The organism is Chloroflexota bacterium (assembly GCA_026706485.1).
Classification (GTDB): Bacteria; Chloroflexota; UBA11872; order UBA11872; family UBA11872; genus JAJECS01.
The window spans coordinates 437579-464547 of record JAPOYR010000011.1 but is presented as its reverse complement, the minus strand read 5'-3'; the positions used below and the strand labels follow the sequence as shown (position 1 = coordinate 464547).

22 protein-coding genes and 2 tRNA genes are annotated in these 26969 nt (G+C 66.9%); 11 read left to right on the top strand and 13 right to left on the bottom strand.

The window, feature by feature from the left end:
• Positions 1–10: 10 nt before the first annotated feature.
• The 3 genes from OXG79_11610 to OXG79_11600 form a co-directional block, all read right to left on the bottom strand.
• Positions 11–2068, bottom strand: a complete 2058-nt coding sequence (locus OXG79_11610; protein MCY3784416.1) for an ABC transporter substrate-binding protein — start codon at positions 2066–2068, stop codon at positions 11–13.
• 443 nt (positions 2069–2511) lie between these two features.
• The gene (locus OXG79_11605) at positions 2512–4485 is read right to left on the bottom strand and encodes an ABC transporter substrate-binding protein (protein ID MCY3784415.1); all 1974 of its coding nucleotides are present in this window, start codon (positions 4483–4485) and stop codon (positions 2512–2514) included.
• Positions 4486–4677: 192 nt separating this feature from the next.
• Positions 4678–5469: a sugar phosphate isomerase/epimerase gene (locus tag OXG79_11600; GenBank protein MCY3784414.1), complete on the bottom strand. Its 792-nt coding sequence runs from the start codon at positions 5467–5469 to the stop codon at positions 4678–4680.
• 597 nt (positions 5470–6066) lie between these two features.
• On the opposite strand from OXG79_11600, the gene OXG79_11595 reads away from it, so the two are divergent.
• On the top strand, positions 6067–7164 hold the full coding sequence (locus OXG79_11595; GenBank protein ID MCY3784413.1) for an ATP-dependent 6-phosphofructokinase: 1098 nt from the start codon (positions 6067–6069) through the stop codon (positions 7162–7164).
• A 27-nt stretch (positions 7165–7191) separates the two neighbouring features.
• Here the strand turns inward: OXG79_11595 and OXG79_11590 are convergent, their stop codons facing one another.
• Both OXG79_11590 and OXG79_11585 read right to left on the bottom strand, forming a co-directional pair.
• Positions 7192–7899 (bottom strand): thymidylate kinase, encoded by a 708-nt coding sequence (locus OXG79_11590; protein ID MCY3784412.1) that lies wholly within the window; start codon positions 7897–7899, stop codon positions 7192–7194.
• Complete coding sequence (locus OXG79_11585) at positions 7896–8654, bottom strand: thymidylate kinase (protein ID MCY3784411.1); 759 nt, start codon at positions 8652–8654, stop codon at positions 7896–7898. The genes OXG79_11590 and OXG79_11585 overlap by 4 nt, the downstream gene beginning before the upstream one ends.
• A 248-nt stretch (positions 8655–8902) precedes the next feature.
• Here OXG79_11585 and OXG79_11580 point away from each other — a divergent pair, with 248 nt between their 5' ends.
• Positions 8903–10378 carry a CYTH and CHAD domain-containing protein gene (locus tag OXG79_11580; protein ID MCY3784410.1) on the top strand — a complete coding sequence of 492 codons (1476 nt, stop codon included), beginning with the start codon at positions 8903–8905 and terminating at the stop codon, positions 10376–10378.
• A gap of 23 nt (positions 10379–10401) precedes the next feature.
• On the opposite strand, the gene OXG79_11575 is transcribed toward OXG79_11580, so the two are convergent.
• The 5 genes from OXG79_11575 to OXG79_11555 form a co-directional block, all read right to left on the bottom strand.
• Entirely contained in the window at positions 10402–11826 is a 1425-nt protein-coding gene (locus OXG79_11575) for a hypothetical protein (protein ID MCY3784409.1), read from the bottom strand.
• A gap of 146 nt (positions 11827–11972) precedes the next feature.
• Positions 11973–13439, bottom strand: coding sequence for a sulfatase-like hydrolase/transferase (locus tag OXG79_11570; protein MCY3784408.1), 1467 nt, complete (start codon positions 13437–13439; stop codon positions 11973–11975).
• Between the two features lie 28 nt (positions 13440–13467).
• Entirely contained in the window at positions 13468–14667 is a 1200-nt protein-coding gene (locus OXG79_11565) for a GNAT family N-acetyltransferase (protein ID MCY3784407.1), read from the bottom strand.
• A gap of 36 nt (positions 14668–14703) precedes the next feature.
• Entirely contained in the window at positions 14704–16482 is a 1779-nt protein-coding gene (locus tag OXG79_11560; protein MCY3784406.1) for a family 10 glycosylhydrolase, read from the bottom strand.
• Entirely contained in the window at positions 16472–18277 is a 1806-nt protein-coding gene (locus OXG79_11555) for a family 10 glycosylhydrolase (GenBank protein ID MCY3784405.1), read from the bottom strand. The genes OXG79_11560 and OXG79_11555 overlap by 11 nt, the downstream gene beginning before the upstream one ends.
• A 79-nt stretch (positions 18278–18356) precedes the next feature.
• Here OXG79_11555 and OXG79_11550 point away from each other — a divergent pair, with 79 nt between their 5' ends.
• The 3 genes from OXG79_11550 (at position 18357) to OXG79_11540 (ending at position 19929) form a co-directional block, all read left to right on the top strand.
• Positions 18357–19343 (top strand): hypothetical protein, encoded by a 987-nt coding sequence (locus OXG79_11550; protein MCY3784404.1) that lies wholly within the window; start codon positions 18357–18359, stop codon positions 19341–19343.
• Between the two features lie 418 nt (positions 19344–19761).
• Positions 19762–19838: transfer RNA gene (locus OXG79_11545), tRNA-Trp, on the top strand.
• Positions 19839–19841: 3 nt separating this feature from the next.
• Positions 19842–19929: transfer RNA gene (locus OXG79_11540), tRNA-Leu, on the top strand.
• 15 nt (positions 19930–19944) lie between these two features.
• Here the strand turns inward: OXG79_11540 and OXG79_11535 are convergent.
• Entirely contained in the window at positions 19945–20175 is a 231-nt protein-coding gene (locus OXG79_11535; GenBank protein ID MCY3784403.1) for a hypothetical protein, read from the bottom strand.
• A 57-nt stretch (positions 20176–20232) separates the two neighbouring features.
• Here OXG79_11535 and pyrF point away from each other — a divergent pair, with 57 nt between their 5' ends.
• Together pyrF and OXG79_11525 are read left to right on the top strand one after the other, a co-directional pair.
• Positions 20233–21108, top strand: coding sequence for an orotidine-5'-phosphate decarboxylase (pyrF, locus tag OXG79_11530; GenBank protein ID MCY3784402.1), 876 nt, complete (start codon positions 20233–20235; stop codon positions 21106–21108).
• Complete coding sequence (locus tag OXG79_11525) at positions 21105–21329, top strand: DUF951 domain-containing protein (protein MCY3784401.1); 225 nt, start codon at positions 21105–21107, stop codon at positions 21327–21329. The genes pyrF and OXG79_11525 overlap by 4 nt, the downstream gene beginning before the upstream one ends.
• On the opposite strand, the gene pheA is transcribed toward OXG79_11525, so the two are convergent.
• Together pheA and OXG79_11515 are read right to left on the bottom strand one after the other, a co-directional pair.
• The gene (pheA, locus tag OXG79_11520; GenBank protein MCY3784400.1) at positions 21326–22444 is read right to left on the bottom strand and encodes a prephenate dehydratase; all 1119 of its coding nucleotides are present in this window, start codon (positions 22442–22444) and stop codon (positions 21326–21328) included. The two genes, OXG79_11525 and pheA, sit on opposite strands and share 4 nt — an antisense overlap.
• Positions 22445–22546: 102 nt before the next feature.
• Positions 22547–23722, bottom strand: coding sequence for a glycine C-acetyltransferase (locus OXG79_11515; protein ID MCY3784399.1), 1176 nt, complete (start codon positions 23720–23722; stop codon positions 22547–22549).
• Positions 23723–23972: 250 nt separating this feature from the next.
• Here OXG79_11515 and OXG79_11510 point away from each other — a divergent pair, with 250 nt between their 5' ends.
• The 4 genes from OXG79_11510 (at position 23973) to OXG79_11495 (ending at position 26951) form a co-directional block, all read left to right on the top strand.
• Positions 23973–24800: an inositol monophosphatase gene (locus OXG79_11510; protein MCY3784398.1), complete on the top strand. Its 828-nt coding sequence runs from the start codon at positions 23973–23975 to the stop codon at positions 24798–24800.
• Between the two features lie 56 nt (positions 24801–24856).
• The gene (locus OXG79_11505; GenBank protein ID MCY3784397.1) at positions 24857–25156 is read left to right on the top strand and encodes a cyclic-di-AMP receptor; all 300 of its coding nucleotides are present in this window, start codon (positions 24857–24859) and stop codon (positions 25154–25156) included.
• A gap of 354 nt (positions 25157–25510) precedes the next feature.
• On the top strand, positions 25511–25858 hold the full coding sequence (locus OXG79_11500) for a hypothetical protein (protein ID MCY3784396.1): 348 nt from the start codon (positions 25511–25513) through the stop codon (positions 25856–25858).
• A 76-nt stretch (positions 25859–25934) separates the two neighbouring features.
• Positions 25935–26951 (top strand): hypothetical protein, encoded by a 1017-nt coding sequence (locus OXG79_11495; GenBank protein MCY3784395.1) that lies wholly within the window; start codon positions 25935–25937, stop codon positions 26949–26951.
• The last annotated feature ends 18 nt before the right edge of the window (positions 26952–26969 follow it).

The following is a 26969-nucleotide window of genomic DNA, read 5'->3' as shown; positions in this document are numbered from 1 at the left end:
TCGCCGGGGCCTACCCGACGTAGTCCCTACCGGACCAGCGCGGGTCGAGCCACACGCGGTGGGTGGGTCTGCGTGCCGGAATCGCGTAGTTGTTCATCCACCACGGTCCGCTCACGCGTCGGTGGTACAGGAACAGCAGCGAGTGCTTCCACAGCTGCCCGGCGATCATGGTCCCGCGACCGTGAAGGTAGCGGGAGATCTCGATCCAGGCCTCCTTCAGCGCCGCCTTGTTTGGCGCGTCGAACGCCGCCTGATAGAGCGCGTCGATCTCCGGGAAGCAGGTGTGGTGGTAGTTGTAGCCGTTGGGCCAGATGTTGTCGCATCCGATCCGCCGGAACGCATCGCCCACGTCCTGCGAGCCGCCCAGGTTGGCGACGACCATCTCGTTGGCCCCGGTTTCCCACAGGTGCTCGACCACCACGGCGCGGTCGACCCTTTCGAACTCGACCTTCAGGCCCATGTCGAGCCAGTTCGCCATCAGCGCGAGGTCTTGCGGACGCGGCGCGAACCACCCCAGCCACGTGAGCGTGTCGTCCGTGTTCCAGCCGGACTCCTCGAGCAGGGCCTTGGCCCCCTCAGGGTCGTATGGCAGCGCCCGATAGGCGTCCATCGGCACGTCCTGCATGAACCGGATATGGCTGAAGTGGTAGTCGTCTACGAAGAGCGTGCCGGCCATGATGTTGTTGGCGATCGACACACGATCGGCCCCGATCACCATCGCCTCGGTCATCAGCGAGACGTCAACGTCCGGCCACTTCTCCGCAAAGATGTTGTGGTTGAGGAAGATCAAGCTCGCGAAGGGCGATCGCATGGGCTGCGCCTGCATGTGCGGCATGCCGGCCAGGCGCGCGTAGGCCTCGACGCTGCTGGTGCGCAGGAAGTCGAGCTCGCCCGCCTCCGTCGCGGCGTCGAGCGCAGACGGGTCGCCATAGCGCACGATGTAGCGGTCCACCCACGGCGCACCGTAGGGATAGTCGTCGTTGCGGCTCAACTCCGCGAACTGCTGGTCGACGTAGCGCTCGAACTTGAACGGCCCGTTGCCGACCGGTTGCAGCGCCATCGTGTCGAACGCCGTGGCCGGGTCCAGCGCCTCATAGATGTGCTTGGGCATGGGCTGCATGGGGTTCGGGCTCGCCCAGAAGGGCTCCTGCACGCCGTCGGTGGTGAGCTGGATCGTCATGTTGTCGATCTTCTTCACCCCGCCGGTGTCTTCGATGTTGTCGGTCGGGTTCTCAGCCCACGCCTTGAACCCCTTCAGCTGCTCGAGCTGCCGGGAGCCATATCCCACGCCCCAGTCCGGGTGCGTGACGATGTGGAACGTGTACATGAAGTCGTCCGCCGTCACCGGCTTGCCGTCATGGAAGCTGAAGCGCTCGTCGAGATGGAAGATGTAGGACTCTTCCGGCGCCACCTCTTCAAAGGACTTGGCCACGCCGTCGCCGAAGCGGGTCTCGAGGGTCGCGAACGGGCCGTCGCCCCAACTGGCGCCGTGGATCAGCGAAGTGCCGACCTCCACGTTGACGATGGCCTGGTCGCTGGAGATCTGCGTGTAGCTGTTGAAGCTGGCGCCGGCGATCCCGCCGCCCCAGCTGACCCTAAGGTCCCCGCCGTATACCGGCTGGCCGGCTTGGACGGAGGTTGGTCGCTCGACGATCTTCTCTTTCTCAATGACCTTCTCGACCTCGACCGTCACGACCTTCTCGACTTCCACGACCTTCTCGACCTCAACCGTCACGACCTTCTCGACCTCGACCACCTTCTCGATCGTGACCGGAACTTCCTTGACGACCTGCTGAGCGATTACCTGCGTCACGACCTTCTCGACCGGGACCTCCCTGACGACCTCCTTGGTCACCACGGACTCGACCGGGACCTCCTTGACCACTTCTTTGGTCACGATGGTCTCGACCGGGACCTCTTTGATCACTTCCTGGGTGACGATGCGCTCGACGACCTGCGCCTCGCCACACGCCGCGAGTACGGCCGCACCCGCTGCTCCGAATAGACCCGCACTTGCTCCCCGAATCAGGTTTCGGCGGGTCATCATTTTCTTTCCAACGTCAAGCATCTGTAGTCCCTCCCCTGGTTAAGTGCTGCGTAAGAGTCAGTGTCCGACCACGGTTCCAACGGCTATCCGCGTATGCGTCTGGACCTCCTCCCTTCAGTCAATCGGCGGTTGACCGCGGAACGGTGTGCGTTGGAGGAGTGGCGGGCGGGCAGCGCGTGAAACGTGGGCGTGCCCGACGGTACCGACATGGTCACGATTCGGACGGATGGCGTGCGGGGCGTGCGGCTTCGCCTGCTCGTCGGATTACGCATATCCAGCATGCACTGGCCCAACGTATGCCCGCACTTTGCGGCACCGTAGTTTACAGGGACGAATCTCGTCAACCACGCCGTGGGCTCGGCGGTGAGACACGCCGAAACGCCGAGGAGCCGGCGGTCATTCGACCGCCGGCTCCTCGATCTGGGCTCATGCCGCCGCGTTGAGCGCCGGCATGGCGGTAGGCGCTACCGCTCGTCCCAGTACGGGTCCAGCCACACGCGCTCGATCGGCGAGTGCACCGGCATGGCGTAGAACTGCATGTAGAACGCCCCCTGCAGACGCCTGTGATACAGGTTCCGCAGCGAGCCGCGCCAAAACAGTCCGGCCACCATGTTGCCCTTGGAGTGGAGTCGCGTGGCGAACTCGATCCACCGCTCGCGCAGCGCCTCGTTGTTCGGCGCCGCGAGCATGTCGGCGTACGCCTCGTCGATCCACGGGCGGTTGATGTTCGAGTGGTTCCAGCCACCGAGCTCGTACACCCGGTCGCTGCACACGCGCAGGCACGCGTCCACGACGGCCTGGTCCCCGCCCATGTTCGCCATGACCATGTCGTGCACGCGCTCCTGGTAGAGCTTCTCGATCACCGCCGAGCCGTCGACCAGGAAGAACTCAACCTTGATGCCCACCTGCTCCCAGTAGTTCTTGAGCGCCAGGTCCGTGGGCGTCGGCGGCCCCCACTTGATCCAGTTGATCACCTTCTCGGAGTCCCACTGGGCTTCCTCGACTAGGGCGCGCGCCGCGTCCGGGTCGTAGGGCATGGCGCGGAAGGTGCCCTCGGGCGGGTCCTGCATCAGCGCCACGTGCTCGAAGATGTAGTCCGAGATGAACAGCGTGCCCGCGTGGAGCTCGTTGTTGACCGTGTCCCGGTCCACCGCCCGCACCATGGCCTCGATCATCAGCGACTGCTGCTCGAGCGTCATGTCGGCGAAGACCTCGGCGGTCTGGTTGAAGAACACGTGCCCGCCGAACGGCGAGCGCTGCGGGAACGGCCGCAGGTGCGCCAGGCTCGCCAGGCGCTGGAAGGCCTCGATGTTGCTCGCGCGGTGGAAGTCCTGCTCGCCCGCCTCCATGGCCGCGTCGAGCGCGTTGCGCTCGCCGTAGCGCACGACGTAGTCGTCGACGTACGGCACGCCGTAGGCGAAGGCCTTGTGCGCCGTCAGGTCGGCGAACTGCTGGGTGACGTAGCGCTCCCAGATCATCGGACCGTTGCCCAGCGGATTCAGCGCCCGCGTCTCGATCGCCGTCGCCGGGTCGAGATTGGCGTAGTGGTGCCGGGCCATCGGCGGGATGTGCCAGTCGCGGCTCGCCCACCAGGCCGGGTCGGGCCGGTCGATCGCGATCTGCACCGTCATCTCGTCGAGCTTGGACAGGCCGGGAACGTCTTCTACGTTGTCCGTGGGGTTCTCGCCCCAGGCCTCGGCACCGTCGATCCGGCCCCAGTCCTTCTTGTGCTTGCCGGAGCCGTAGTTCTTGTCCAGCCCCATCTTGGCGCCGAACAGCACGTCGTCCGCCGTCACCGGGACTTGGTCGTGCCACGTGACGTCGGGGTTGATGTGGAAGTTGTAGACGCGGCCTCTCTCGACCTCATCCCAGCTGTGGGCCACGCCCTTGTCCCACTCACCCGTCATGGCCGGGGTGTCACCCGCGCCCCACGTGTCGCCGTACCACAGGGGCAGGAACACATAGTCCGTGATGTAGGCCTGCGAGCTACTGACCTGCTTGAGCGGGTTGAAGATGTCCTGGTGGTTTGGGCCGCTGCCGCTGTGATTCAGCGTGCCGCCGCTGATCGGTCCCTCAGGAATCATCATCTCGGCCGTGACTTCCTTGATGACCTCGACTTCCTTGGTGACGATCTTCTCGACCTCGACGGCAACTTCCTTGATGACCTCAACTTGCTTGACGACCTCGGTGGTCACCAGCTTCTCGACTGGGACTTCCTTGACCACTTCCTTGGTCACGACCGTCTCAACCGGGACTTCCTTAACGACTTCCCTGGTCACGACCGTCTCGACCGGGACTTCCTTGATGACTTCCTTGGTGACGACCTGCGTTTCACCGCACGCCGCCAACACGGCTGCCCCGGCTGCGCCAAACAGTCCCGCAGTCGCGCCCTTGAGGACGCGCCGACGCGAGACGCCCGCGCGAATGTGATGGCTCATACGTGTGCCCTCCCCATTTGGCCGGCTTGGCGACGGGACAAAAAACCCACCGCAAGGTATCCGGCGCCTGTCGGGGGACTATACCGTCGCGGAATCTTTCTGGTCCAGAGCGCCAGCCCAGGCGTTCCCTTCTCATCTATCCCGCGACCGCCGCTCGATTTAGTGGCTGGAACCGGCCGCGGTCGCCGCCGCTCAATCACTCCACGCCAACGCCACTTGGTGTGCGGCGCCCGCGACGGACGCCGGCGGGCTGTCGCGTGAGCTCAACTCAAACGTCCATCGACCCGTGTAGTCGATCTGGCGAAGCGTGGACACCAGTTCGTCCCAGTCGATGTGGCCGGCGCCCGGCACCCAATGCCGGTCGTCAAGGGCATCGGTGTCCTGCAGGTGCGTCGCAATCAGCCGCTCGCCCGCGGCGCGCGCCTCCGACGCCGGATTCAGGCCGTTCACCGCCGCGTGGCCGGTGTCCAGGCAGATCCCCACCGTTTCCGGGTAGGGGTCGACAAACGCGCGCAGCTGCTCCATGCGGCATAGCGGGCGCGGCGTGCCGCGCTCCATGAGGTTTTCGCAGGCGATCCGCAGGCCCAGGCGATCGGCGATCGAATAGAGCTCGTCGACTGACCGGCGGGCCGCGTCGATGGCCGCCTCGACGTTGATAGCCATCGACCCTTCGCCGCTGAAGGCGGCGCCCGTCGGGTGAATCACCACCACGTCGCCGCCAAGGTCCGCATAGGGCGCGAGCCAGGCGGCGACCTCGTACACGGAGAGGCGCCGCTCGAGCTCATCCACGGCCGCAAGGTTGACCGTCGGGGTAAGCGGCGCGTGCATCGAGGTCGGCCGAACCTTGGCCAGCTCAAATGCCGACCGAGCGTTTTTCCGCATGTCAGCGGAAATCAGGGGACACAGCGGCGGCCAGAACTCGATCGCCTCGAAGTTTGCCGCGGTCACTTCCGCGAGCGCTTCGGTGAGCGTGGTTGTCGGCACTTCGCCCCACATGCTCGTCGCAAGGGAAAACCGGGGTAGTCGTTGACGTTCGTGCATGAGACGCACCCTTGAAGACCTCGTAGCTGTTATAGCAGCGCCCGTGGCCAGAGTGCATGTTGCACGGGGCGAATCTTATCGAATGGTGAACCACGGTTAGGTGGCGCTTAGCTCGCTGACACCTGCCGGTTATCGCGGCTCACTCGGTTCGCGAGCCGCCCGCCCTTGGTCTCGACAGAGTCTGGCGACCGTTTGTCGCCCAGGACGCGCCGATGCCAACGCCGGCAAACCCCAGCTGCTGGTCGTCCGTTTCCGCGGGTGCGGCGACGCCAGCGCCGACTACGCGCCGCGCGTATCATTCCAGCGCGGTGGCGCGTTGCGGGAGGGCTAGCGGATGCTCCGCGAGGCTTTGCAGGCGGAAGGCACGCCAATGGCGTGCCGCGTCGCCGGTCAACGCCAGGGATTGGGCGCCGCCCGGGCGAGGTCCGTCACCGCATCTTCGGGCACAGCGTGCAGCGCCAGTGACGGACGCTTCGCGCGGCCTTGGGTGTGGTCCGCAGCATTCAGCCAGGCCTCCGCGACGGCTGAGGACGGCGGCCAATGCAGCTTTCGTTGAGAAACATCGGAATCCTCACAGCCGGAGGCGACAGCCCGGGCCTGAATGTGGCCATTCGCGGTGTCGGCAAGACCGCGATTCAGCAGTTCGGCATGCGCGTCGTTGGTTTCCGCGATGGGTTTCGCGGGCTCATGGAAAACCGATTCATTGAGCTCAACAACGACAACCTCTCGGGAATCTTGACGCTTGGCGGAACGATGCTTGGGGCGAGTCGCGACAAGCCGCACCGCATGCCCATTGCCGGACGCAAGGCGGACATGACCGACATCATGGTCGAAAACTTCGAAAAGCATCGGTTGGATGCGCTGGTCTGCCTCGGCGGTGGAGGCACGCAGGCCAGCGCCTACAAGTTGGTGCGCAAAGGGCTGCGGATTGTCACGCTGCCCAAGACCATCGACAACGACGTGGCCGGCACCGACGTGAGCATCGGGTTCAACACGGCGCTCACGATTGCGACCGAGGCCATTGACCGCCTGCACAGCACCGCGCACAGCCATCATCGAATCATCGTCGTGGAGACGATGGGGCACAACACTGGCTGGCTCGCCCTCGGGGCCGGACTCGCCGCCGGCGCCGACGTGATCCTCATCCCCGAGATTCCTTATGACATCGAGAAGATCGCGGAAGCGATCCGCCGCCGCAGCCTGGGTGGTCGCGGATTCAGCATCGTCGCGGTCTCGGAGGGGGCGCGGCCACATGAAGGCGCTTCGGGCAAGGAACGTGGAAACGGCAACGCTGCCGGCGGACGAGGCAATGGGCACGGTGATTCACTTGGCGCGCACTCGCAGCAGGTGGCTCGCCAGTTGGAAGAGCTGACGGGTCTGGAATCGCGCTTGACGATCTTGGGCCACGTGCAGCGAGGCGGAACGCCGTCGCCCTTCGACCGGGTATTGGCTACTCACCTCGGCACGGCCTGCGCGCGATACGTGGCCGATGGCGTCACCGGCAGCATGATCGGCGTGCACGGCGAAGAGGTGACGCCGGTCGATCTCGCCGACGTTGCCGGCGAGCGCAAGACTGTGCCGCTGGATCATCACTGGATTTCCGCCGCGCGCGACACCGGGGTCGAGCTCGGGGACTAGAGGTCGCCGCCGCCCCGCGGCGTGGACTCAGGCGATGTCGGCGATCACTTCCTCGATGCGCCCGCGGATGGACTCGAAGGTCTGCGTAATCGGTCCGCGCGCGTCCACCACGTCGAAGCTGTGGATGCCCGCCAGCTCGCGCAGCTGCCGGATCATGTCCGTCTGATAGGCGATGTAGGTCGAATGCGGATCGGTCCCCTTAAGAAAGTCCTGCCCTGACTCCCAGTAGTCGATGTTTCCGGCGTGCAGAGCGCGCGGCAGGAGCTGGTCCACATCGACATCGAGATAAATCACTTTGTCAGGGATCGGGGCGAACGAGTAGAGCCCGTCCATCCACTCGCGCGGCATGCCTCGCACGCACGCCCGCGCGATCAGCGAATAAAAGTAGCGGTCGGCGAGCACCACCATTCCGGCGCGGGCCGACGGCAGGATCAACCGCTCCAGGCGGTCGCAGAAGTCTGTGGCGTAAAACAGGTTGAGCGTCACTGCGTCCAACCGATGCCCCGTCTTGGCCCGGTCGATGCCGCGCCCGGCCAGGTCGGAGCGGGTAAGTCCGGTGTCCACGGCTGGAAGCCCCATGTCCTCCAGCCACTCCTTGATCAGCCGGATATGGGTCGATCGTCCGGCGCCGTCCGGGCCTTCGAAGACGACAATGCGACCCAGGACCTCGCGATCGTGCCATCCGGTGGGCGGCTCCCCGTAGAAGCGCAAGTCGCGCGCCTGCCGGTTCCTCATCGTCGGGCCCCGAGCGTGTTCAGGTAGCGCCCCGTGAGTCCCGACGCCGTGAGGGCGTCCGCCAGGCCGCCGTCTTGAATCTTGAGCGCGTCGCCGACGTGGGGCTCCACAAGCTCGCGGACTTTGTGCTGCTGCTCAGTGGGCGGAGCGGTTGCATCGATGGAGATCAGCCCAAACTCATCGAGCATCCGCTCGTATTCGGTTTGGATCATGCCCTGAAACGCTTGGAACGACCGGTCGAGATCGCTGCTCAGGCCAAGGTCCATGCCGGCCTCGTAGTACTTCAGCTGGGCCCGGCCATCCTCGATTCGCCGAATCGCCTCCGGCAGCGGAACGTCGAAGTAAAACGCCATGGTCGGCTTCGGAGCGAAGGCGTAGAGGTGGCGCAGCCAAACGGGGTCGACGCCGCGGGCGGCGTCGCGTGCGAACGCCGTATAGATATAGCGGTCGGCAAGCACCGTGGCCCCGGCCTGCAGCGCGGGAAGGATCTGCTCGTGGACCCGGTTCGCCAGGTCCGCGCAGTGGATGAGGCTGAACGTCATGGGCGAAAACAAGCGGCGCCGTTTTCCTCGACGCGTGGTGCGGCGGACGATCGGCGACGAATTCCACTCGCTTGACACCACCAGCACCCCGCGGCTGGTTAGCCACTTGTGGAGCAGGTCGAGCTGCGTGCTCTTGCCGGAGCCGTCGATCCCCTCCACGACGAACAGGCGCCCCGGAAACGGTCCGGGCTGCATGCCGTCGTCGTCCGACATGACCGGTGCGCGGCGACTCGTTGGCGCGGTTGAGCCACCGTCAGGCGGCCGGACGACTCCTTCAGCGCCCGCTGCACGCCCCGTGCGTCGGAGACTTCGCGCCGCCCATGCCCGCAAGAGGCCAGCGAGTCCGGCGAGTCTCACGGCGTGGTCCTCGAAGGGCGGCGTGGGGCTTATATGATAGTCGGCCCGCGCCGACAGACCGGGGAGCAGAGAGGCTTCGTGCGGATCAGACTTGGGCTGTGCCGGTGACTCGCGAGCGCGTGACGCGAGAGCGCGAGCACAAGCTGGGCGTCGACCCGCTCGTCGATCTCAACCTTGACCGAGCGCTGGCCGCGTACGTGACGCGCCCGCACGAACCTCGCCATCTGGTCACGACCTACTACGACACCGCCGACCTGCGACTCCTCCGCTGGGGCTGCACGTTGCGCTATAGGGTCGGCGAGGGATGGCTGGTCAAGCTCCCGGTGCTCGACGACGGAACCGCCCTCGCGCGTGACGAGGTTCGAGTGGACGGTGCGGCCGACGCCCCGCCGCCCCACGCGATCACCATCGTGCGGCCGTTCACTCGCGCCCGTCCGGTCATCCCGCTGGTTCGCCTGGAAACGACGCGCCGATCCACCGATGTGGCCGACCCTCAGGGGCGAGACGTCGCCGAAATCTCTGATGACGCCGTCACGGCCTATGCCGGCGGCGCAATGGCCAGGGAGTTTCGCGAAGTTGAAGTTGAGTTGCGTCCGGATGCGTCCGAAGCAGTCGTTCGGGACGTCGTAACGCGGCTGCAAGTCGCCGGCGCGACCGTTCCGATTCGGGTGCCCAAGCTGCGGCGGGCAATCGAGGCCGACGCCGCCGCCTCGCCGGAAGTGACCGTTCCCCGGCTCGGCCTCCACGCCACGGCGGCCGATGTGATTCGGGTCGCGTTTGCCGAGGCCACGAGGCGCCTGGTGCTCGCGCTCCCGGGAGTCGTGCTCGACGAAGACCCCGAAGCCGTGCACCAGGCCCGCGTCGCCACCCGACGCCTGCGCTCCAACATGCGCACGTTTGGACCGCTCTTGGACGAGGCGTGGCGGCGCGCGCTGGGCGACGAGTTGCGGTGGCTGGCCGGGCTCATGCAGCCGATTCGCGACGCCGACGTGATGCTCGAGACGCTCGAGGCGGCGGCTCGCGCGCTGGACCCGTCGCGCACGACTCCCGAGCCGGTGCTCGCGCGACTGCTCGTCGAGCGGCAGGAAGCGCGGGAAGAGCTCCTGGCCATGCTCCAGAGCGAGCGCACCGACCAGTTGCTCGATCGCGTGATCGCCGCGTCGGCCTCGCCCGAGGTACGTGTCGATGCACGCGACATGGCGCCGCGCGAGCTTCGATCCCTGGCGCGACGGGCTGAGGGACGCCTGCGTCGCGTGGCGTCCAAGGTCGACGCCGCCACCAGCCCCGACGAGTTGCATCGCATGCGCATCGTGGCCAAGCGCGCGCGCTATGCCGCCGAGGCGGTGGAGCGCTATGGGGGCAAGCCGGTCAAGCGCCTGGCGCGCCGTCTCGCCGCGCTCCAGGATGTCCTGGGCGACTACAACGACGCGGTCGTCGCGGCGGAGTGGCTGCGAGCCCGTCCCATGGCCGAGCCCGCGGCGGCATTCGAGGCCGGGGAGCTGGCGGGCACGCTCGACGCCAGGGCCCGCGCCCACGCCGGCGACGTTCCACGAGCGCTGCGCCGGGCGGGCCTGACCTAAGTGCAGCGACGCGGTGCCGACTCCTAGTGGCGACGGTCTCCTGAAACGCCTGGCCGCCGCCACGCGGCGGTGACCAGCACAACGGGGAAAAAGGTAATCAGCGTCAGCCCCACCACCACACGGGCCAGCGTCGCGGGCCAACGCCAGCCTGAGGTGAAGCTCTCCCAGATCGCGCGCACCTTGCTTCGCGTGGGTTCGGCGGCGCCATAGGCCACGAACTCGAGGTCCTGGTGCGGCGCGGCGGGCTCGCCGTTGATCCAGAACCCCCCGTCGGCATACCAGTTCGACTTCGCCACCCCAACCCATAGTTCGGCGTTGGAATCGATGTCGGCAATCACCGTTACCCGCAGCCGCCGGCCCTCGGGCTCGGTCAGCGGTGGCAAGAGATCGATGCTGCGCCAGTGCGTTCGCACACCTGAGGGAATCTCCACCGATCCAACCGCCAATGTGCGCTCCGGATGTTCCGGGCTGGCAATGCGCACGGCCGCCGTGCCCGTTCCGCCGTCCGGATCCCGCTGGGCGAGCCGCAGATCGATTCGCCCAATAGCATTGGCCGGCATTCGCAGCTCCTGCGCGACCGTTTCTTGCGCGTATAGGCGCAAATCCAACGCGTGAAGGTCCGGTGTTGCTCCCACGTCGATGAGCAGGACTCTGTAGGTAAACACGACGGCCAGGGCGCCGAGCCCGACAACGGCGACAAAGGATCCAATCAGTTGCGCTCTCCACCGGACATACCGTGCGTGAGAGCGCGTTCGCAGCGCCGCGTCCGCGCGAAGGGACATGGCGGCGCCCAACCCAATCAGCAACGCCCCGCATATCTCCAGCATCTCTTCGATGATGCTCCCCAACACATGGTCCTGGCCGGTGAGCAGGATGTGCTGCGTGGCGTCATAGGCCACGGACAGCAGCCAGGCTGCGGCGCCAAGGACAATCGGCACGCGCGCTGGGGATGCGCCTAAACCCCGGCGGACGAAAAGCCACATTGCCAGCGCAAATGCTGCGAGCAGCGGACTCATTAGCGCGATTCGCGCCCAATCCGCGGGACGTCCCTCCACGCCGAATACGTTTCGCAGCACGTCGGCTTGCACGTCGTTGTGCGTATCGCTCAGCTCACTGACGGCGACGACAGCGACCAACGCCGCCAGCAGGAACCAGCCGCCCACGGCGACTCGGCCGGACCCCCGCCGCCATCCAACGGCGGTATTCGCCGCAGCCAGCAGCGCCACGATCAGCAGCGTGGCCGCGGACGCGGCGTTGGCGAAGCCTTCATCGAGCTCGGGATCCAGCGGGCGCAGCAGATTGTCGGACGGCAGGAGCGACGGGAATGCCAGGCTGAAGAGCTGTGGCCCCACGTGACCGCCCCACCACAATCCCACGACTGCCACGAGCAGGATCCGCCCAATCCATTCCGCCACCCGCACGGCCGCTTGGCGGTTGGAACGTCGCATTAGGGTGCTACAAGTTCTCCGTGCACGCCGAATGGCTCGATGGCGCGCAGTGCCCACGGTATACGAGCGCAATTTGAACGGTCATCGGGAGGCCCGCGTGACAGCTCACCTAATCGCGCGTCGGCCGAGCACTCGTGGAAATCGTCCTAACGGCCCACGTCCGGCCACTCGACGACTGGTCCCTTGCCCGGCACGAAGGACCGATGCGGCTGGCCGGGCATCAGCCGCCGCCCATCCGTGAATCCCTCCGGACGGTTGACCAGCGCCGCGACCATTCGCCGACGCCACTGCTCCAGGTCGTGCTCGCCGGAAAGGTCGTGCAGCTCATTCGGATCGGCCGCCAAATCAAATAGGAGCTCGTCCCCGGTCTGGCTATACCAGATGTACTTATGCGTGGCCGTCACCAGCCAGTGGGTGCCGGTGTCGGGTGTGCGCCAGGTGGCGTGCTCGCCGTGAAGGGCGTCGCGCCACTCGGGCCGCTCGCCGCGCATGAACGGCAGCAGGCTCCGCCCGGTCACGCCGGGGGGAATCGGCACGTTTGCCGCGTCCAGCAGGGTGGGCATCACGTCCTGCAGGCCGACCGGCGCGTCGCAGGTAACGCCAGAGGGAAACTCGGCATTCGCTTTGCCCCGGCCCGGCTGCGGCGGCATCGCCATGAAGGGGATCCGGGCGGAAGCCTCGAACGGCTCGGTCTTGGCGAACAGGTGGTGATCGCCAAGCATCTCGCCGTGATCGGACACAAACATCACAAACGTGTTGGTCAGCAACGAGCCGCGCATGGCGTTGAACAGCCGACCAAGCTGCGCGTCGATCTCGTTGATCAGGCCGTAGTACGCCGCCCGGCAATAGTGCATGGTCAGCGGATCGAGATTCAGGCGCTGCGAGCCGCCGAGGGGATCCAGCCCGAGCGACGCGCCGGGCGGCAAGGGATCGACCCAATCCCCGACGACCGGCTCCGGGAGATCGAGCGAGGCGTACCGCTCATAGAAGACGCGCGACGGCGCGAGCGGCGGATGCGGCGGAAAGAACGAGAGGTTAAGGAAGAACGGTGTCGACGGGTCGCGCTTTTCCAGGTATTCCAGCGCTCGGGTGACCACCCACGCCGAGTAGCTCAAGTGCTCCGGCAGGTGCGACGGCCGGCCCACCCAGCTGTTTGAGCCGACGCCGTGTGCAGCCTGGAGCTGATCCTCGGGTACCCGCTCGCGCAGCCAGTCCGCGTAGTCGTTGTCGTCCCCGCCGATGCCGTCGGCCAGCTCCATCGCGTCGAACCCCCAGCGCCGCCGCCGAGGTTGCAAGTGCAGCTTGCCGATCAGGCGCGTCTCATAACCCGCGCGGCGCAGCTCGCCCGGCAGGGTCGCCTCCGGCTGCCACGTCGACTTCTCATTTCGGTAGTAGAACCCCACCATCCCGCTCACGTCCGCGGACTGCCCCGACATCAACACGTGGCGCGCCGGGATGCAGGACGGCACTTCGCTGTAGCCGCGGGTGAAGTTCGTGCCGGCGCCCCCGATGTAGTCCATGTTGGGCGTCCGCAGCACCGGGTGACCCGCCAGACCCAGGCAGTCGCCGCGCTGCTGGTCGGTGACGATGAGCAGGATGTTAGGACGGCTCACGGTGGGTTCCATTCGCTGCCGTGGGACGCTATGAGTGGTCGATTTCCCAGATCGGCGCGTAGATCGGGAACAGTGCGTCGAGGAGGTGCGCGCCGCTGCCGTGCAGGTCGAGCGGCGGCGCCGACGGATGCCCCCCAAACACGAGCTGGGTTAGCTGCCGGCGGCTCAGCGCCACCGCATCGGGCAGGCGCTCGGACATGACTTCGACCTCGCCGTCGCGCACGCGCAGCGACACGGCTTCATTCGTGTCCTCGCTCACCACGCACGCCTCGCCACGGATGCCCGCCGACCGGCGACCCAGGTGGTTCCGAACCTGTCGCATCAGCAAGCCAAAGTCGTTCACTCGCATCATTTGAAACCCGATGCCGCTGGCCTGCTCCACTGGCCGCTGCTGCCCCGGCTTGATCGCACTGACCACTTTGCCCAGGGCGCACGGCGTCAGCGGCAGGACGACCTGCAGGTCTTGGTCGGCGGGCCACTCGGCACGGGCGTGACGCACGAGCGCCTCCAGCGCCCGGTGGTCGCCCCCGCCCTCGACCAGACCCGGCTTGTTCGTTCCCTGCCCAACCGTGAGGTAGGCAGCCACGTCGTCGTCCTCGAAAGCTAGAAGGGTGTGCATCTTGGGCAGGCTAAACAGCACGTCGTATTCGTCGGGGGACCGGGCGATGCGCAGCGGCTCGCGGTCGTGGATGCCGCGGATTGCGCTGAGATGCCCCGAATTGCCAGGCTCGTAGACGGCGATCCGGTGGCGGCTGGGCCGCATCCGCGCGACGTCATCCGCGTCCAGCGGGTACATCCAGCCCTGCGACCCTACGGCCTCCCAGCCCGAGTTGCGATAGAACGGGAAGGTCGGCTCGATCGTCCACAGCGCCGAGACCGGCCAGCCGCGCTCGACCATGATGCGCACCCCATCCCGCAGGCAGGCGGTGGCATAGCCGCGATGCCGATGGTCCGGGTGCGTGACCGTCCCACCGATGATGGCCAGCGTGAAGCTGTCCCCGTCGATGACCACGCCCCGCGGCGCCACCGGCACGTGGGCGACCACCGCGCCGTCGATGCTGACCACCCGCATGTACTCGCGGCGCGCGGGGTCGAAGATCAGCGGATAGTCGGTTTGGGTGTTCTGGTCGGAGCCTTCGCGGAACACGCGGTTGAGCAGCGCGACCACGCCATCGAACTCGTCGGCGGCGCATGCCCGCGGTCCATCCACCACTGGACTGTCGGTCATGCGACACGCCGTCGTTCGGGTTGCCGCACGGCGGCGCTAGCCCGGCGTGGCGTAGGACATGTCCCAGTCGCCGAGCGTCAGGAGACGCATCGTGGTGGAGGCGAGGGACGGCTCGCCCGCTTCGCTCCAGGCCGCAATCTCGTCACGATGGCCCAGACGGCGCAGCGCGTCCCAATAGTCGTTGAAGACTGCGCGCCCACCGAGCATCACGGCATCCCAGGCAAAGAAGTGCGTCACGCCGGCGTCGTAGAGCTCGCGCGCGCGCCGTCGCAGTTCAGCCGGGGGCACGTAGCGCGGCATCAGGTTCGGCGCCAGCACGCAGTCTGTGCCGTTCACCAGCTCGGTGAAGAACTCGATGGACGCCGGGTCGCCCCAGGCTTCGGCGCCGCTGTCAAGGTTCGGCGCCGAGCTGTAGGGAATCACCGTGTCCACCAGGCCTTGCGCGACCCACGTGCGAAGGTCGATGGCGCGGTACAGGTTCTCGGCTTCGCTGCTCAGCACGACGGCTGAGATTTGCGTCGGACGGGTGCGCCCCAACTCCTGGTCCGTCGCGTCCAGTCCGGCGCGCAACTCGCGCATGAACGTGGTCAGGAATGCGGCGCGATATCGCAGCCAGCGCTCGTCGCGCTCGTCCAATGCGCGGGGGTCCAAGCCGAACTGCGCCTGGAATCCCTCCACCAGCGGCGGCTCGTACTCCAGCAACGGCGGGCGGCGATTGAACAGCAGCGCCACGCCGTCGACCGGATAGCTCGCCATCTCCCGCAAGAGCGAGATCACCAGGTCCCGCGTCTCGGGGTAGGCATAGGACAGTCGCGGCGCCGGATAGCCGTCGCGTGTCACGCAGCGGAGTTCGGGATGGTCCAGGTAGAACCCTCCGGCGTTCCACGAGTCGTAGATCGGCGCCGCAAAGTGGAATCCGGCGACGCGGTATGAGGCGTGCAGCTCGATCCCAACTGACTGCGCGGTCTCGGCGGCGACGCGCAGCGGGTCGATCCCCTCGTCGCGAAGGTGCCGCCAGGCACGCGCGTGCGTGTGATCCCCGACGCGCATGAAGTCTTCCACGCCATCAGCCGTCGGCATGTGGCCGATGTCCGACGGATAAAACGTCAGGTCGCCGACGGCGCCCTCCCAATAGATCCGCGCCACGTCCGAATCGGCCAACGGCGCGACCTCGCGCTGGATCTCTTCGACCGTGAGCGGCCCGCCATTCCAGATATAGCCGTGGGCGTCGTTGTGCGCGAACAGCCGCCGCCGGTCGGTGCGGGCCTCGTCGGCCAAGTGCGCTTCCACCTCGGCCGGTGACAGCGGAACCAGCTTGATATAGGCGATGTTCGCGGGCGTGCAGACGAACGAGCCGGCCTCGTCACCGGACCCCACGCGGGGGCTGATCTGTCCCAACTCGATCTGCCGATCCGTGAGGTCCGCAATCTTCCAGAAGCGCTCCAGCAGGTGCTCGGCCTGAAACGTGCCCTCGTCGGGATGCGTCGCCAGGTACGTGAACGACGGCTCGCCCGTGAGCCGGGCGCGCAGCGCGCGGCTCTCCCCGTGCGTTTCGGCGTAGACGCCGATCGAAATCGCGTGCCAGCCCGCGACATCGAGGGGATAGGTGACGTCGGGCGCCGCGGTTTCGGGACCGGCCAGCAGCATCGTCCCGGCGCAGGCCTCCGCCGTGAATGGCAGCGCGCGCCAGCGCCGCAAGGCAGGCGCGGGGTTCATGGCGTCGGCGGGCAGGCAGCGGTCGAGGTCCGCCAGATACACCGGCGAACCGGCAAGCCAGCGGTCGGTGTGGCGATCCACGCTCGCGCTACCCGGCATCGGCGTACGCCGTGCTCCAGCCGCCCACGCTTCGCAGGTCGGACGAGATCCAGCCCAACTCCGGCTCGCCGTCGCGGCTCCAGGCCAGCACCTCGTCCACGTGGCCCAGGCGCCGCACCGCGTTCCACATCGGGCGGTAGTTCGCGCGTCCGTGGCCGCCCGCGCAGTCCCAGAAGAACAAGTGCTCGACGCCCGCGCCGTAGATCGTGGCGGCCCGTCGGCGAAAGTCCTCGGGACTCATCCGGCGCGGCATCACGTTCGGCGCCAGCAGGCACGACGTGCCGTCGACCGCATCCAGGAAATAGTCCAGCTCCCGTGCGTCGGACCAGGGCGCCACGGAGCCGCGCGATTCCAAGTCGGAGACGTAGGGAATCAGTGTGTCGACCAGGCCGTCCTGGGCCCAGGTCTTGAGATCGCAGCCAAAGAAGGCGTTGGCGGCCTCGGTGCCTTCGACGACGGCCGACACCGCAATCGGCGTCGACCGCCCCTGCTCCCGGCTTACGTCGTCCATCGCCTGCCGCAGCTCGCGCATGAACTGGGTGAGGACGCGCGAGCGATAGGCCAGCCAGGTTGGATCGCGCTCGTCCAGCTCGCGCGGATCGGCGCCGAACTCGCGCTTGAATCCTTCCACCAACGGCGGCTCGTACTCCACCAGCGGCAGACGCCGATTGAAGAGCGGACACACGCCGTCGATCGGGTATTTCGTCATTTCGCGAAACAGGGAAACCGCGAACTGGCGCACACCCTCGTAGGTGTAGGCCATGATCGGCGTGCGCCGGCCCCGGCGGTCCTCGCCGCGCCACTCTGGGTGGCGGTCGTAGAACGTATCGCCAAAGTTGTTGTGGTCGATTGGCGGCGGGTAGTGGAACCCCGAAACTCGCCAGGCCGCGTGAAACTCCATGCCGAGCTCGTGGGTGTGGTCCACCGCGACGGCAAACGGGTCGATCCCCGCATCGCGGAACACGCGCCAGCTCTCGGCATGGAGCCGGTCGCCGCGGCGATTGAAGTCCTGCACCTCCTCGATCGTCGGGATGTGCGCGATCTTCGAGAAGTAGTGGACCTCGTCGCCGCCCCCGGCTTCCCAATACATGCGGCTGAAGTCGGTGTCGCGATAGGGCTCGATCTCGCGGCGAATCTCGTCTGCCGACGTCAGCCGCCAAACCCAATGGGGCCCGTGGGAGTCGTTGTGCGCGAAAAGTCGCTTGGTGTCGGCTCGCTGCCGATCCGCCGCGACTTGAGCCGCCTCGTCGTCGGTGAGCGGCACCAGCTTGATATACGCCACGTGCACCGCGCCGCAGGCAAACGACGCGTGCTCGTCGCCGGACTTCAGGCGGGCCGCCGGCTGACCCAGCTCGAGCTGTTGCCCGTCCAGCTCCGCGCATTTCCAAAACAGCTCCGCCACTTCCCGGTGCTCCGGCATGGGCTCGTCGGGATAGTGATCCGCCAGCGAGGGGAGAGTCAGCATCGTCGACACCTGGTCGTCGGTGAGCCGAACCTCGAGCTCGCTGTACCGGGCGTGGTGGCCTCCGGCATGGCATCGCACGAGTCCAACCGAAATGGCATGCCAGCCCGACGCTTCGAGCGGATAGGTGACGGTCGGCGCCGCGGTCTGCGGGCCGGCCAGCAGCATCGTGCCTTCCAGGTCGTCGGTGGTGTAGGCCAGCTTGCGCCAGTGCCGCAGCGCGGGCACGTCAACCAGAGCCGATGCCGGCTCGCACCGGTCCAGGTCCGTCAGATAGATGGGATCGCTGGCGAGCCATCGGTCCGCGATGCGGTCGTGCTCATCCCCAGTCACGGCGCAACCCCTTCCGCCGGCTCGCGCATCGCCGTCGATTGCGCGGGCCACCAGTTGACGGCGAAGCCTATCAGACGCTATGCCAGCCACGATCCAGCAGCGCATCGAGGCACCCATGGGCACGCAGTTTCTTGCCGCGGGCGATTTGTTCGTTGAGGTCGTTGACAACGCCGACGCCGCCGACCCCCCAACCCGTGACGACGCCCGCATGGCCGCGATCAAGGACGGCACGTTCGAAGACGGCCCCTACCGCTTCGACCGCTACACCGGCTACAACGGCATCCGACAGCTCTTCAGCCGCCGCGGCCCGGCGGAGAACGTCTTCGGCGTGGGCGGCGGGAGCGGACTGAACTTCGAGTTTGTCTATGACGCCGACGGTTCGTCATTTCGGCCGCGCTGGGTCGATGGGCGACCGGGCGGCGCGCCCACACCCAGCGGCCTCACGCGCGTGGACGAATCCACCGTAGTCCTGACGACAAGCGTCCAATCGCCGCAACGCGTCGACGTGCGGACCACATTTAGGGTCGTGCCGCCGCACTACGTCGACCTGGAAACTGAGATTCTTCCGCACCCAGGCTCATTCAGCGGTGATTGGATGGGGTTGTTTTGGGCCTGCTACATCCGGCGGCCCGAGGTCAAGACCACGTACGTTCGCGCCCGGGCGCGGCCGGGGGCGGAGAGTGACTGGGTGGCGACGCTGGCCGAGCCGCCGCACGACGCGCGCGCCCTTGCCTCGGAGCGGGAGGCGCAGTTGCTGCCCCACGAGCCGGACCCCGCCGGGCGCCTGTTGCACAACATCCAACCGATGCGCTTCGCCGAGCCCGTGATGTTCGGCCGCTGGCGGAACATGGCGCTGGCCCTGATGCTGCGCACGGATGACCACCTGCGGTTTGCCATCCAGCCGACCGGAGGCGGACCGCGCAACCCCGCTTGGGACTTCGGCATCGTGATGAAGAACTGTCAGGTTGGCGCGTCGTATCGCTGGAACGGCCGCATCGTCTTCAAGCCGGACAATGGGGCTGGCGATATTTGGAGCGAATACCAGCGCTGGTCGGAAGGCGAATAGATCACGTCGACTATTATTGTTGTCGATGTAAGAAGTCTCAATGCGTGTCGCCATATGGAAGGCCTGGATTCGCTGTTTGCCTGATTTACTTTCAGTCAATCTTTCGCAAGTCAGGCAATGACACTGACATCAAGCAATCATATGTAAAGCATCCAATGGACCATTCGTCATTCCCGAGAAGGCGGGAATTCATGGTCCATTCAACCTAAGTCGGCGTACAGGAGTATGGACAAGCGATCTGCCATGATTGCTCGTCCACAAATACGTTGACAGCGATGGAATGTGGTTGCAGCGCCATCCTGATTGCATCGCCAGTCGCGTCGACGAGCAAGGGGGTAATCCGCAAGAATTGCGGCTCACGCAACGCCTAGGATTGTGACCGCCGCGCGCTGATCCTGTGCTACCGTGAACCCGGCAGAGGAGTGTAGCTCAGTTGGCTAGAGCAACGGTCTCCAAAACCGTAGGTCGGGGGTTCGAGTCCCTCCACTCCTGCCACGCGCCGAAGTGGCGGAATTGGTAGACGCGCTGGTCTCAAAAACCAGTGAGGTAACTCCTCGTGTCGGTTCGATCCCGACCTTCGGCACCAGGAGTTGGCATTGCCTTAGGTCGCGGGTTCCGGGATATCGAGATCCATTCCGGGATAAATCGCCTGAGGATCCTCGCCGTCAAATCGCCACCTATTGCGCTCGAAGATAATCTCCCACTGCTGTTGGTCGCCGTATTCGCGCTCGGCGATCGTTCGCAGCGTTTCCCGCGGCATCACCTTGATCGTGTGGCGAATCGGCCACTCGTTGGGCGCCGGGGTTTTTCGGAATAGCTTGCGAAGGTCCACCGGCGCGCACCCGCTGCGTTCTGATTGGGGGCCGATAGGCTACCATTGCCGGCGAGCATGAGTCATCGACCACGGCCCGCGGCCGGTCAGTTCGAAGCGCTCGGCGTTTCCACCGACCCACCGGATTTCTCGGCAAGGCTGTGGGCCGAGGCCGAGGCCAAGCAGTCGTGGGTCTGCCTCGGACTGGATGTTCTATGCGAGCGTTTGCCGCTGAATATCCCGCACACGGTCGAGGGCGCTGGCATGTTCTTGCGAAACGTCATTGACGCATCTGTTGAAGATGTGTCGGCGTTCAAGCCTAATCTGGCCCATTATCTTGCCATGGGAACTGATGGAATCCAGTTGCTTACCGACATCATTGAACATATCGATCATCGCGCCATCGTGATCCTCGATGGAAAGTTCGGTGACGTCTCGGACTCCATGGAGCACTACGCTCGGGCGGCATTCGATGTGTTCGACGCTGACGCGGTGACCGTCGACGTCTACGGCGGGTGGGACACGGTTGAGCCGATGCTCGTCGATCCGACGCGCGGCGTGTTCGTGTGGGCGCGCAGCAGCAATCCCGACGCGGACGCCGTTCAAGGTGGTTCGCGGGACGCGGCTCCACTGTTCGTGCGCCTGGCCGCCGAAATTCAATCGCGGGCGGCGATGGGCAACCTGGGAGCGGTTGTCGGCGCCACTCGGGCCGACGACGCGCGGCGCATGCGTGCCGCGGCGCCAAGCGTCCCGTTGCTGGCACCGGGCGTCGGCGCCCAAGGCGGAGATTTGGACGCCGTCGTGCGCGCCGGGTTTGGTGATGCGCCGGCCGGGGTGCTTATCAACGCGGGGCGCTCCGCGCTCTGGGCGTCAGCCGATGCCGACTACGCGCTCGCGGCCCGTGCCGCGGTGCAAGAGATGCGCGACCGCATCAACGCCGTCCGATCCGCGTGACTGAGGCAACGTCGTCCGGCGTTCCCCAGTTCACCGTCGGAGAAACGGTGCGCATGCGCAAGGCGCATCCGTGCGGCGCGGACACCTGGACCGTAACCCGGGTGGGCGGCGACGTGGGGCTCCGCTGCGCGGGATGCGGTCGTCGGATCTTTCTGGCGCGCCGCGAGTTGGCACGCCGCATGCATCCGCGGCTCAGCGCCGAGACTGCGAAACCGAGCTAGTCGGGCGCCGCACTGACCGGCCACGCCCCGAGCACGCGAGCAAGCACGCTCGTCCGGGCAAGCTCGGCCAGCGCTTGACCCACGTTCGGGTCGTCCGGGTGCCCGGTCAGTTCGAGGAAGAACAGGTAGTCGCCGGGCTTGATACGGGATGGGCGCGACTGAATGAAGTTCAAGTTAACGTCGTGGCTGCGCAGCATGCCCAGCATGTCGTGCAGCGCTCCCACGCGGTCGCGGATGGAAACGAGCAGCGCGGTGCGGTCTTTCCCGGTGCGGCTCGCGGGCCGGCGCGCGATCACGTAGAAGCGGGTCCGGTTGGCCGCAAGGTCCTGGATGTGGCCGCGCACCACCGTCAGCCCATAGGCCTCGGCGGCGGCCACGGTGCCGATGGCAGCCGTTCCGGGCTGGCCGCTGGCGCGCTGGGCGGCCTCCGACGTGCTGGCTACCTCGTGTCGGGTTGCCGCCGGCAATTGGTGCGCCAGCCAGTCGCGGCACTGGTGCAGAGCCTGGGCGTGCGAAAAGACCGTCTCGTAGGTGTCTTCGATGGCTGTGGCGATGAGGTTGTGCGAAATCGGTACCACCACTTCACCGCAAATCGCCACATCGTGTTCGGAAAACAGATCCAGGGTCTCGCCAATGGTGCCGCTGGTTGAGTTTTCGACCGGGACGAGGCCATAGGCCGCGTCGCCGCGTTCGACATGAGCAAAGACCTCGCGAAACGACTCGGCGGGGAGATAGTCCGCCGAGCGTCCGAAGTGGGCGCGCGCGGCCTCATGGCTGAAGGTGTAGGCGGGACCCAGAAACACCACCCGCTCGGGCTCTTCGAGGCTGCGGCACGCGGAGATGATTTCGCGAAAGATGTCTCGGATGTGCGCCGCGCTCAGGGGGCCGGGGTTGGACGCCGCGACGCGGTCCAGGATCGCGCGCTCGCGGTCTGGCGAATACGACGGGCTCGAGGCCGCGGATTTGAGGGTGCCGATGCGGCGGACCACGCCCGCCCGCTCGCTCAGCAGCCGAACCAACTCATCATCCGACGCGTCCACCGCGCGCCGGAGCTCATCGAGCTGATCGGCCACCGCCGGCAAGTCCTCCGTCGCAGGTGAGCGGGATTCTAGCACCGGGTTACTCCGCCGCCGCAGGCGTCGCGTATAGACGTTGAACCGGCGGTTGACGCTCGACGCACACGGTGTCCCCCGGCATTCGTCCCCGGCACAGGGCCCTCAGTTGAGGCCGAGATCGGCGGCGGCCTTGGCAAACGCTCGGATGGCCTCGTCCAGGTCGTCGCGGCTGTGGGCGGCGCTCACCATCACCCGCACTCGCGCGGCGTCGCGAGCCACCGTGGGAAACGCGACGCTCTGGACGAATATCCCAAGACTGCGGAGTTTGTCGCTCAGCGCGTGGGCCGTCTCCGCCTCGCCCACGATCACCGGCGTGATCGGCGTCTCGCTGCGTCCTGTGTTCAGTCCGAGGTCCGCCAGGCCGGCCTTGAAATGTCGGGCGTTTTCCCAGAGGCGTTCCACCCGCTGCGGCTCACGCGACAGGATCGCGATGGCGGCCCGTGTGGCGCCGACCACGGCCGGCGGATGCGAGGTCGAGAACAGGAACGGCCGCGCATGATGGATCAGGTAGTCGCGCAGCGTCTGCGAGCCGGCCAGGTAGCCGCCCATCGACCCGATCGCCTTGGACAGCGTGCCCATCTGCACGTGGACGCGTCCCTTGAGGCCGAAGTGATCCACCGTGCCGCGCCCGCCCCGCCCGAGCACGCCGCTGCCGTGGGCGTCGTCTACCATCACCATCGCGCCAAACTCCTCCGCCACCTCGACAAAATCGGGCAGTGGCGCGATGTCGCCGTCCATGCTGAACACACCGTCGGTCACCACCAGCTTGCGCGGATAGTTCCCGCATTGCCGCAGCTCGGTGCGCAACGAATCCGCGTCGCTATGGGCGAAGCGGCGCACCGTGGCGCGGCTGAGACGGCAGGCGTCGATGATGCTGGCGTGGTTGAGCTCGTCGCTGAGAATCACGTCGTCGCGACCCACCAGCGACGCCACCGCGCCCAGATTGGCGGCGAACCCCGATTGCAGGACCAGCGTCGCTTCCACGCCCTTCCATTCGGCGATCTCACGCTCGAGCGCCTCGTGGATATCCATCGTCCCGGCGATGGTGCGCACCGCTCCGGCGCCCGCGCCAAACTCGTCGACCGCTGCCTGGGCGGCCGTGCGCATTTCCGGGTCGTTGGCCAGCCCGAGATAGTCGTTCGACGACATGTTCAGCAGGTCGTCTCCGCCGATGCGAATCCGCGGACCTTGCGGGGACTCCAAGACGCGGAGGGGCCGCCAGAGGCCCTTGCCGCGGAGGTCTGTGAGCTCTTGATCGGCGAACGTCAGCGGATGCATGGAGTGCGCTCTCGATGCGTGCGGGGCATGGCCGCTAGCGTACCCCGTGCGCGCCATCGCCCACGGCGCCGCTCGTGATGAGCCAATTCCGTTCGTGGTGAGCCAGTCGAACCACGCGCTGGTGGGCATGGCCGTCGCTTGATCCGCCGTCTATGATGCCGCCGCCAGGCCAATGGCAGAGCAATCCGCCCATGCACGCAGCCCACGCGCCCGGAATGATGCCGCTCGGTCGGCGCAACGCTCGGGAATCATGACTGCCGACCCTGCGGCCATGCTCGAGGCCGCCACCCAGGCGGCTCGGGCGGCCGGTGACGAGTTGATGCAGCGGCTGGGCGGCACGGTTGACGTCCGCTGGAAGACCTACCAAGGAGAGACAACGGTCGTCACGGACGCGGACATGGCTGCGGACCGCGCCATTCGCGAGGTGCTGCTCGCCCGATTCCCCGACCACGTGATTCTCTCCGAGGAAGTGCCGCACGACGACACTCTCGAGCCCGACGTCTGGGTCATCGACCCGCTCGACGGCACCGACAACTACTCACGCGGCCAGCCGCAGTTTTGCGTCAGCGTGGCGCATGCAGCCCACGGGCGGGTTGACGTCGGCGCCATCTTCGACCCAGTCCGCGGTGAGATGTTTACCGCTACCGCCGACGGTCCCGCGGAGTGCAACGGCGCAACTGTGCGCGTCACCGATCGCGACGATCCCGCCGAATCAGCCGTCGCCTGGGCACAAGCGGGTGTGTCGAGCGAGGACTCCAAGCGCCTTCGCGTGGCGCTGGCCGCGGCGGCCTCCACCTTTCATCGCGTCCGCTTGACCGGCAGCGCCGCCCTCGAGATGGCGTGGGTCGCGGCGGGCCGCTTCGACGGCGCGCTCCTGGGCAATGTCAAGTGGTGGGACCAGGCCGCGGCGTCGCTGATCGTCGAGCGGGCCGGCGGTCGCGCCACGGATATCTATTGGCGTCCCATGGGCCCCGACAGCCGCCGCTGCGTGTTAAGCAACGGGCGGATCCACCAAGCCATGATCGAGCTTGCGCATGCGCACGGTTTGCACCTGGCGTTCCCGCCTCCGGGAGATTGACCCTTCGATTTAGCCGGTGCTAGCGTCGCGCGCTGCCCATCCTCCACTGCCGGCTGATGCTTCCCGAGATCCCGGTCGAACGCATGGTGCTCGCCGTGTTGCCGAACGACGACGCCAACACGGTCCAGGCCGCGCTGGTCGAGGACGAGTTCCGCGTCACGCGCATCAACACGACGGGCGGTTTTCTCAGACGCGGAAACGTGACCCTGCTGGTCGGCGTGGCCGAGCGTGAGGTCGAAGCGGTCATTGAGCACATCCGAGCCAGAGTTTCCGCTGGCAGCGACGGTGAGTCGTCCAACCGCACCGGCTCCGCGATGCTGGTTGTCCTTCCGGTCAGCGTGTCCGCACGCGTCTAGTCCGGAAGGCCGCTGTGCGCATCGTGGGCCGCCTCAAGCTCGTCATTCCCGCGATGGAGACCTTCGCGTAACCCTTCGTCATTCCCGCGAAGGCGGGAATCCACCCATCATTGAACCTTGGGGGCGGACAGGACGCGCCCGGGCATCCCCAAGCCCGTCTGGACTCTGCAAGGCTCTCCGAAGGCGGGTATCCACCCTCGTGGGTCAACCGGCAAGTCGAGCGTGCTGGCCGGTGACGTGTCACCACGCGGCGCTCAGGTTTCAGCAGGCGCCGCCAACCGCTGACTGAGGCTCGGCGCAACGGCAGTAAGCTTGACTCGTGCGCCCGAATGGTTCCCGCGAGTCTTGACAGCGATGCAGCTCTCCAGCGCCGGTGGGCAATTGCTCGCGCGCGCGGCGCTGCTTGCCCTGGCCGCGCCCCTGCTGACCGTGCTGCTTGCGCAGGCCATTGGCATCGAGGTTCCACCCGGACACGAGGGGCACCGCCACGTGCACCTCGCGACCGGCGACGCGCCGTTGGGAGCTGACACGGAGGCGTCCTCGGGCGAATTCCCGGAGGGCGCGTTTGGTCTGCTCGCCGGCGTGCTGCCGGCGCTGCTGGCCACCGCCCTGCTGCCCATCACCTTTCGCCGGATCACGCATGCCACCCAACGAGTATCGGGGTGGACGCCGCAGGCGGCGCATCCACCGCCTCGGAGCTAGTCGACCCGTCGACAACCTTCACGGCAGGCGCATCGATTGTTCGCGCCGCCGAGCCCATGCACCCAGGAGAACTCACATGCGATGGAAATCCGCGCGCGCCGTAGCGCGCGTGCTGGTGGCGGCGGCGGCCCTCACCGCCACCGCCGCCGCAGGCGCGCTGGCGCACGAAGGCCGGGAATCGGCCGGCTACGACGTTGTGGTCGGCTTCCTCAACGAGCCCGCGTACGAGGGCTACCTCAACGCCGTCTTCCTCGAGGTCACCAGGAACGGAAACCAGCCGGACACCCAGCAGCCGCACGACATGTCGGGTAGCCAGATGCCCGACGTCATGGCCCACGGCGGCATCTTTGTGTCCACGCCATTCGCGGATGGCGACGCATTCGAAGCGGAGATTCCGCACGGCCTCGACGGCATGACCATTTCCTACCACAGCCACCTCAATCCCGACATTGCCGGATCGATCGAAGTTTCAAGCGGGGCGCCCGCGGCAAGTCGCCTCGAAATCGAGCTGCACGCCGGCGGCGCCGCGCCGCCCGTGCTTCGCGCGCAGCCGGGAACTGCCGTCGTGTTTCTCAATCGCACCGGCGAGCCTCAGCTCATCGCGAGCGGCATGCACACGGATGAGGCCCACGCCGCTGCCGGCCTGGGCGGGCCGGTGACCGGACTGGAGGACACGCTCGAAGTCGAGGTCACCCACAGCTCCTCGGGGCAGTCCACGGTCATGGCGCTCGCGCCGCTGTTCGAGCGCCCCGGTGCCTACACGGCGGAGTTCATTCCGACGCAACCCGGCGGCTATCGGTTCCGGTTCTTCGGCAGCATCGAGGGCCAGCCGTTCGACGAGACGTTCGAGTCGGGCGCCAACACCTTCGACGCCGTTCAGTCCCGCGCCGCCGCGCAATTCCCCGTCACGCTCCCCAGCGTCCGCGAGCTCGAGGGGGTCGTGCGGACCTCGCGGGCATCGGCCGACGAGGCGCTGGACGCAGCGGCGGGCGCGCGAGCGATCGGCATCGTCGGCATTGTCGTGGGCGCTGTTGGCCTTCTGACCGCTGCTGCCGCAATCGCGCTGGCAATTCGGAGTCGCCGCCGTGTCTAGACTCCGTCATTCCGGCGC

Bases quoted from the DNA above. Each gene is read 5' to 3' on its own strand.
- pyrF (MCY3784402.1), top strand. From the start codon at position 20,233: ATGAGTCATCGACCACGGCCCGCGGCCGGTCAGTTCGAAGCGCTCGGC.
- OXG79_11595 (MCY3784413.1), top strand. From the start codon at position 6,067: ATGCAGCTTTCGTTGAGAAACATCGGAATCCTCACAGCCGGAGGCGAC.
- OXG79_11575 (MCY3784409.1), bottom strand. From the start codon at position 11,826: ATGCGACGTTCCAACCGCCAAGCGGCCGTGCGGGTGGCGGAATGGATT.
- OXG79_11560 (MCY3784406.1), bottom strand. From the start codon at position 16,482: ATGCCGGGTAGCGCGAGCGTGGATCGCCACACCGACCGCTGGCTTGCC.
- OXG79_11510 (MCY3784398.1), top strand. From the start codon at position 23,973: ATGACTGCCGACCCTGCGGCCATGCTCGAGGCCGCCACCCAGGCGGCT.
- OXG79_11590 (MCY3784412.1), bottom strand. From the start codon at position 7,899: ATGAGGAACCGGCAGGCGCGCGACTTGCGCTTCTACGGGGAGCCGCCC.
- OXG79_11610 (MCY3784416.1), bottom strand. From the start codon at position 2,068: ATGCTTGACGTTGGAAAGAAAATGATGACCCGCCGAAACCTGATTCGG.
- OXG79_11550 (MCY3784404.1), top strand. From the start codon at position 18,357: ATGCCAGCCACGATCCAGCAGCGCATCGAGGCACCCATGGGCACGCAG.
- OXG79_11495 (MCY3784395.1), top strand. From the start codon at position 25,935: ATGCGATGGAAATCCGCGCGCGCCGTAGCGCGCGTGCTGGTGGCGGCG.
- OXG79_11565 (MCY3784407.1), bottom strand. From the start codon at position 14,667: ATGACCGACAGTCCAGTGGTGGATGGACCGCGGGCATGCGCCGCCGAC.
- OXG79_11505 (MCY3784397.1), top strand. From the start codon at position 24,857: ATGCTTCCCGAGATCCCGGTCGAACGCATGGTGCTCGCCGTGTTGCCG.
- OXG79_11500 (MCY3784396.1), top strand. From the start codon at position 25,511: ATGCAGCTCTCCAGCGCCGGTGGGCAATTGCTCGCGCGCGCGGCGCTG.
- OXG79_11585 (MCY3784411.1), bottom strand. From the start codon at position 8,654: ATGTCGGACGACGACGGCATGCAGCCCGGACCGTTTCCGGGGCGCCTG.
- OXG79_11605 (MCY3784415.1), bottom strand. From the start codon at position 4,485: ATGAGCCATCACATTCGCGCGGGCGTCTCGCGTCGGCGCGTCCTCAAG.
- OXG79_11515 (MCY3784399.1), bottom strand. From the start codon at position 23,722: ATGCATCCGCTGACGTTCGCCGATCAAGAGCTCACAGACCTCCGCGGC.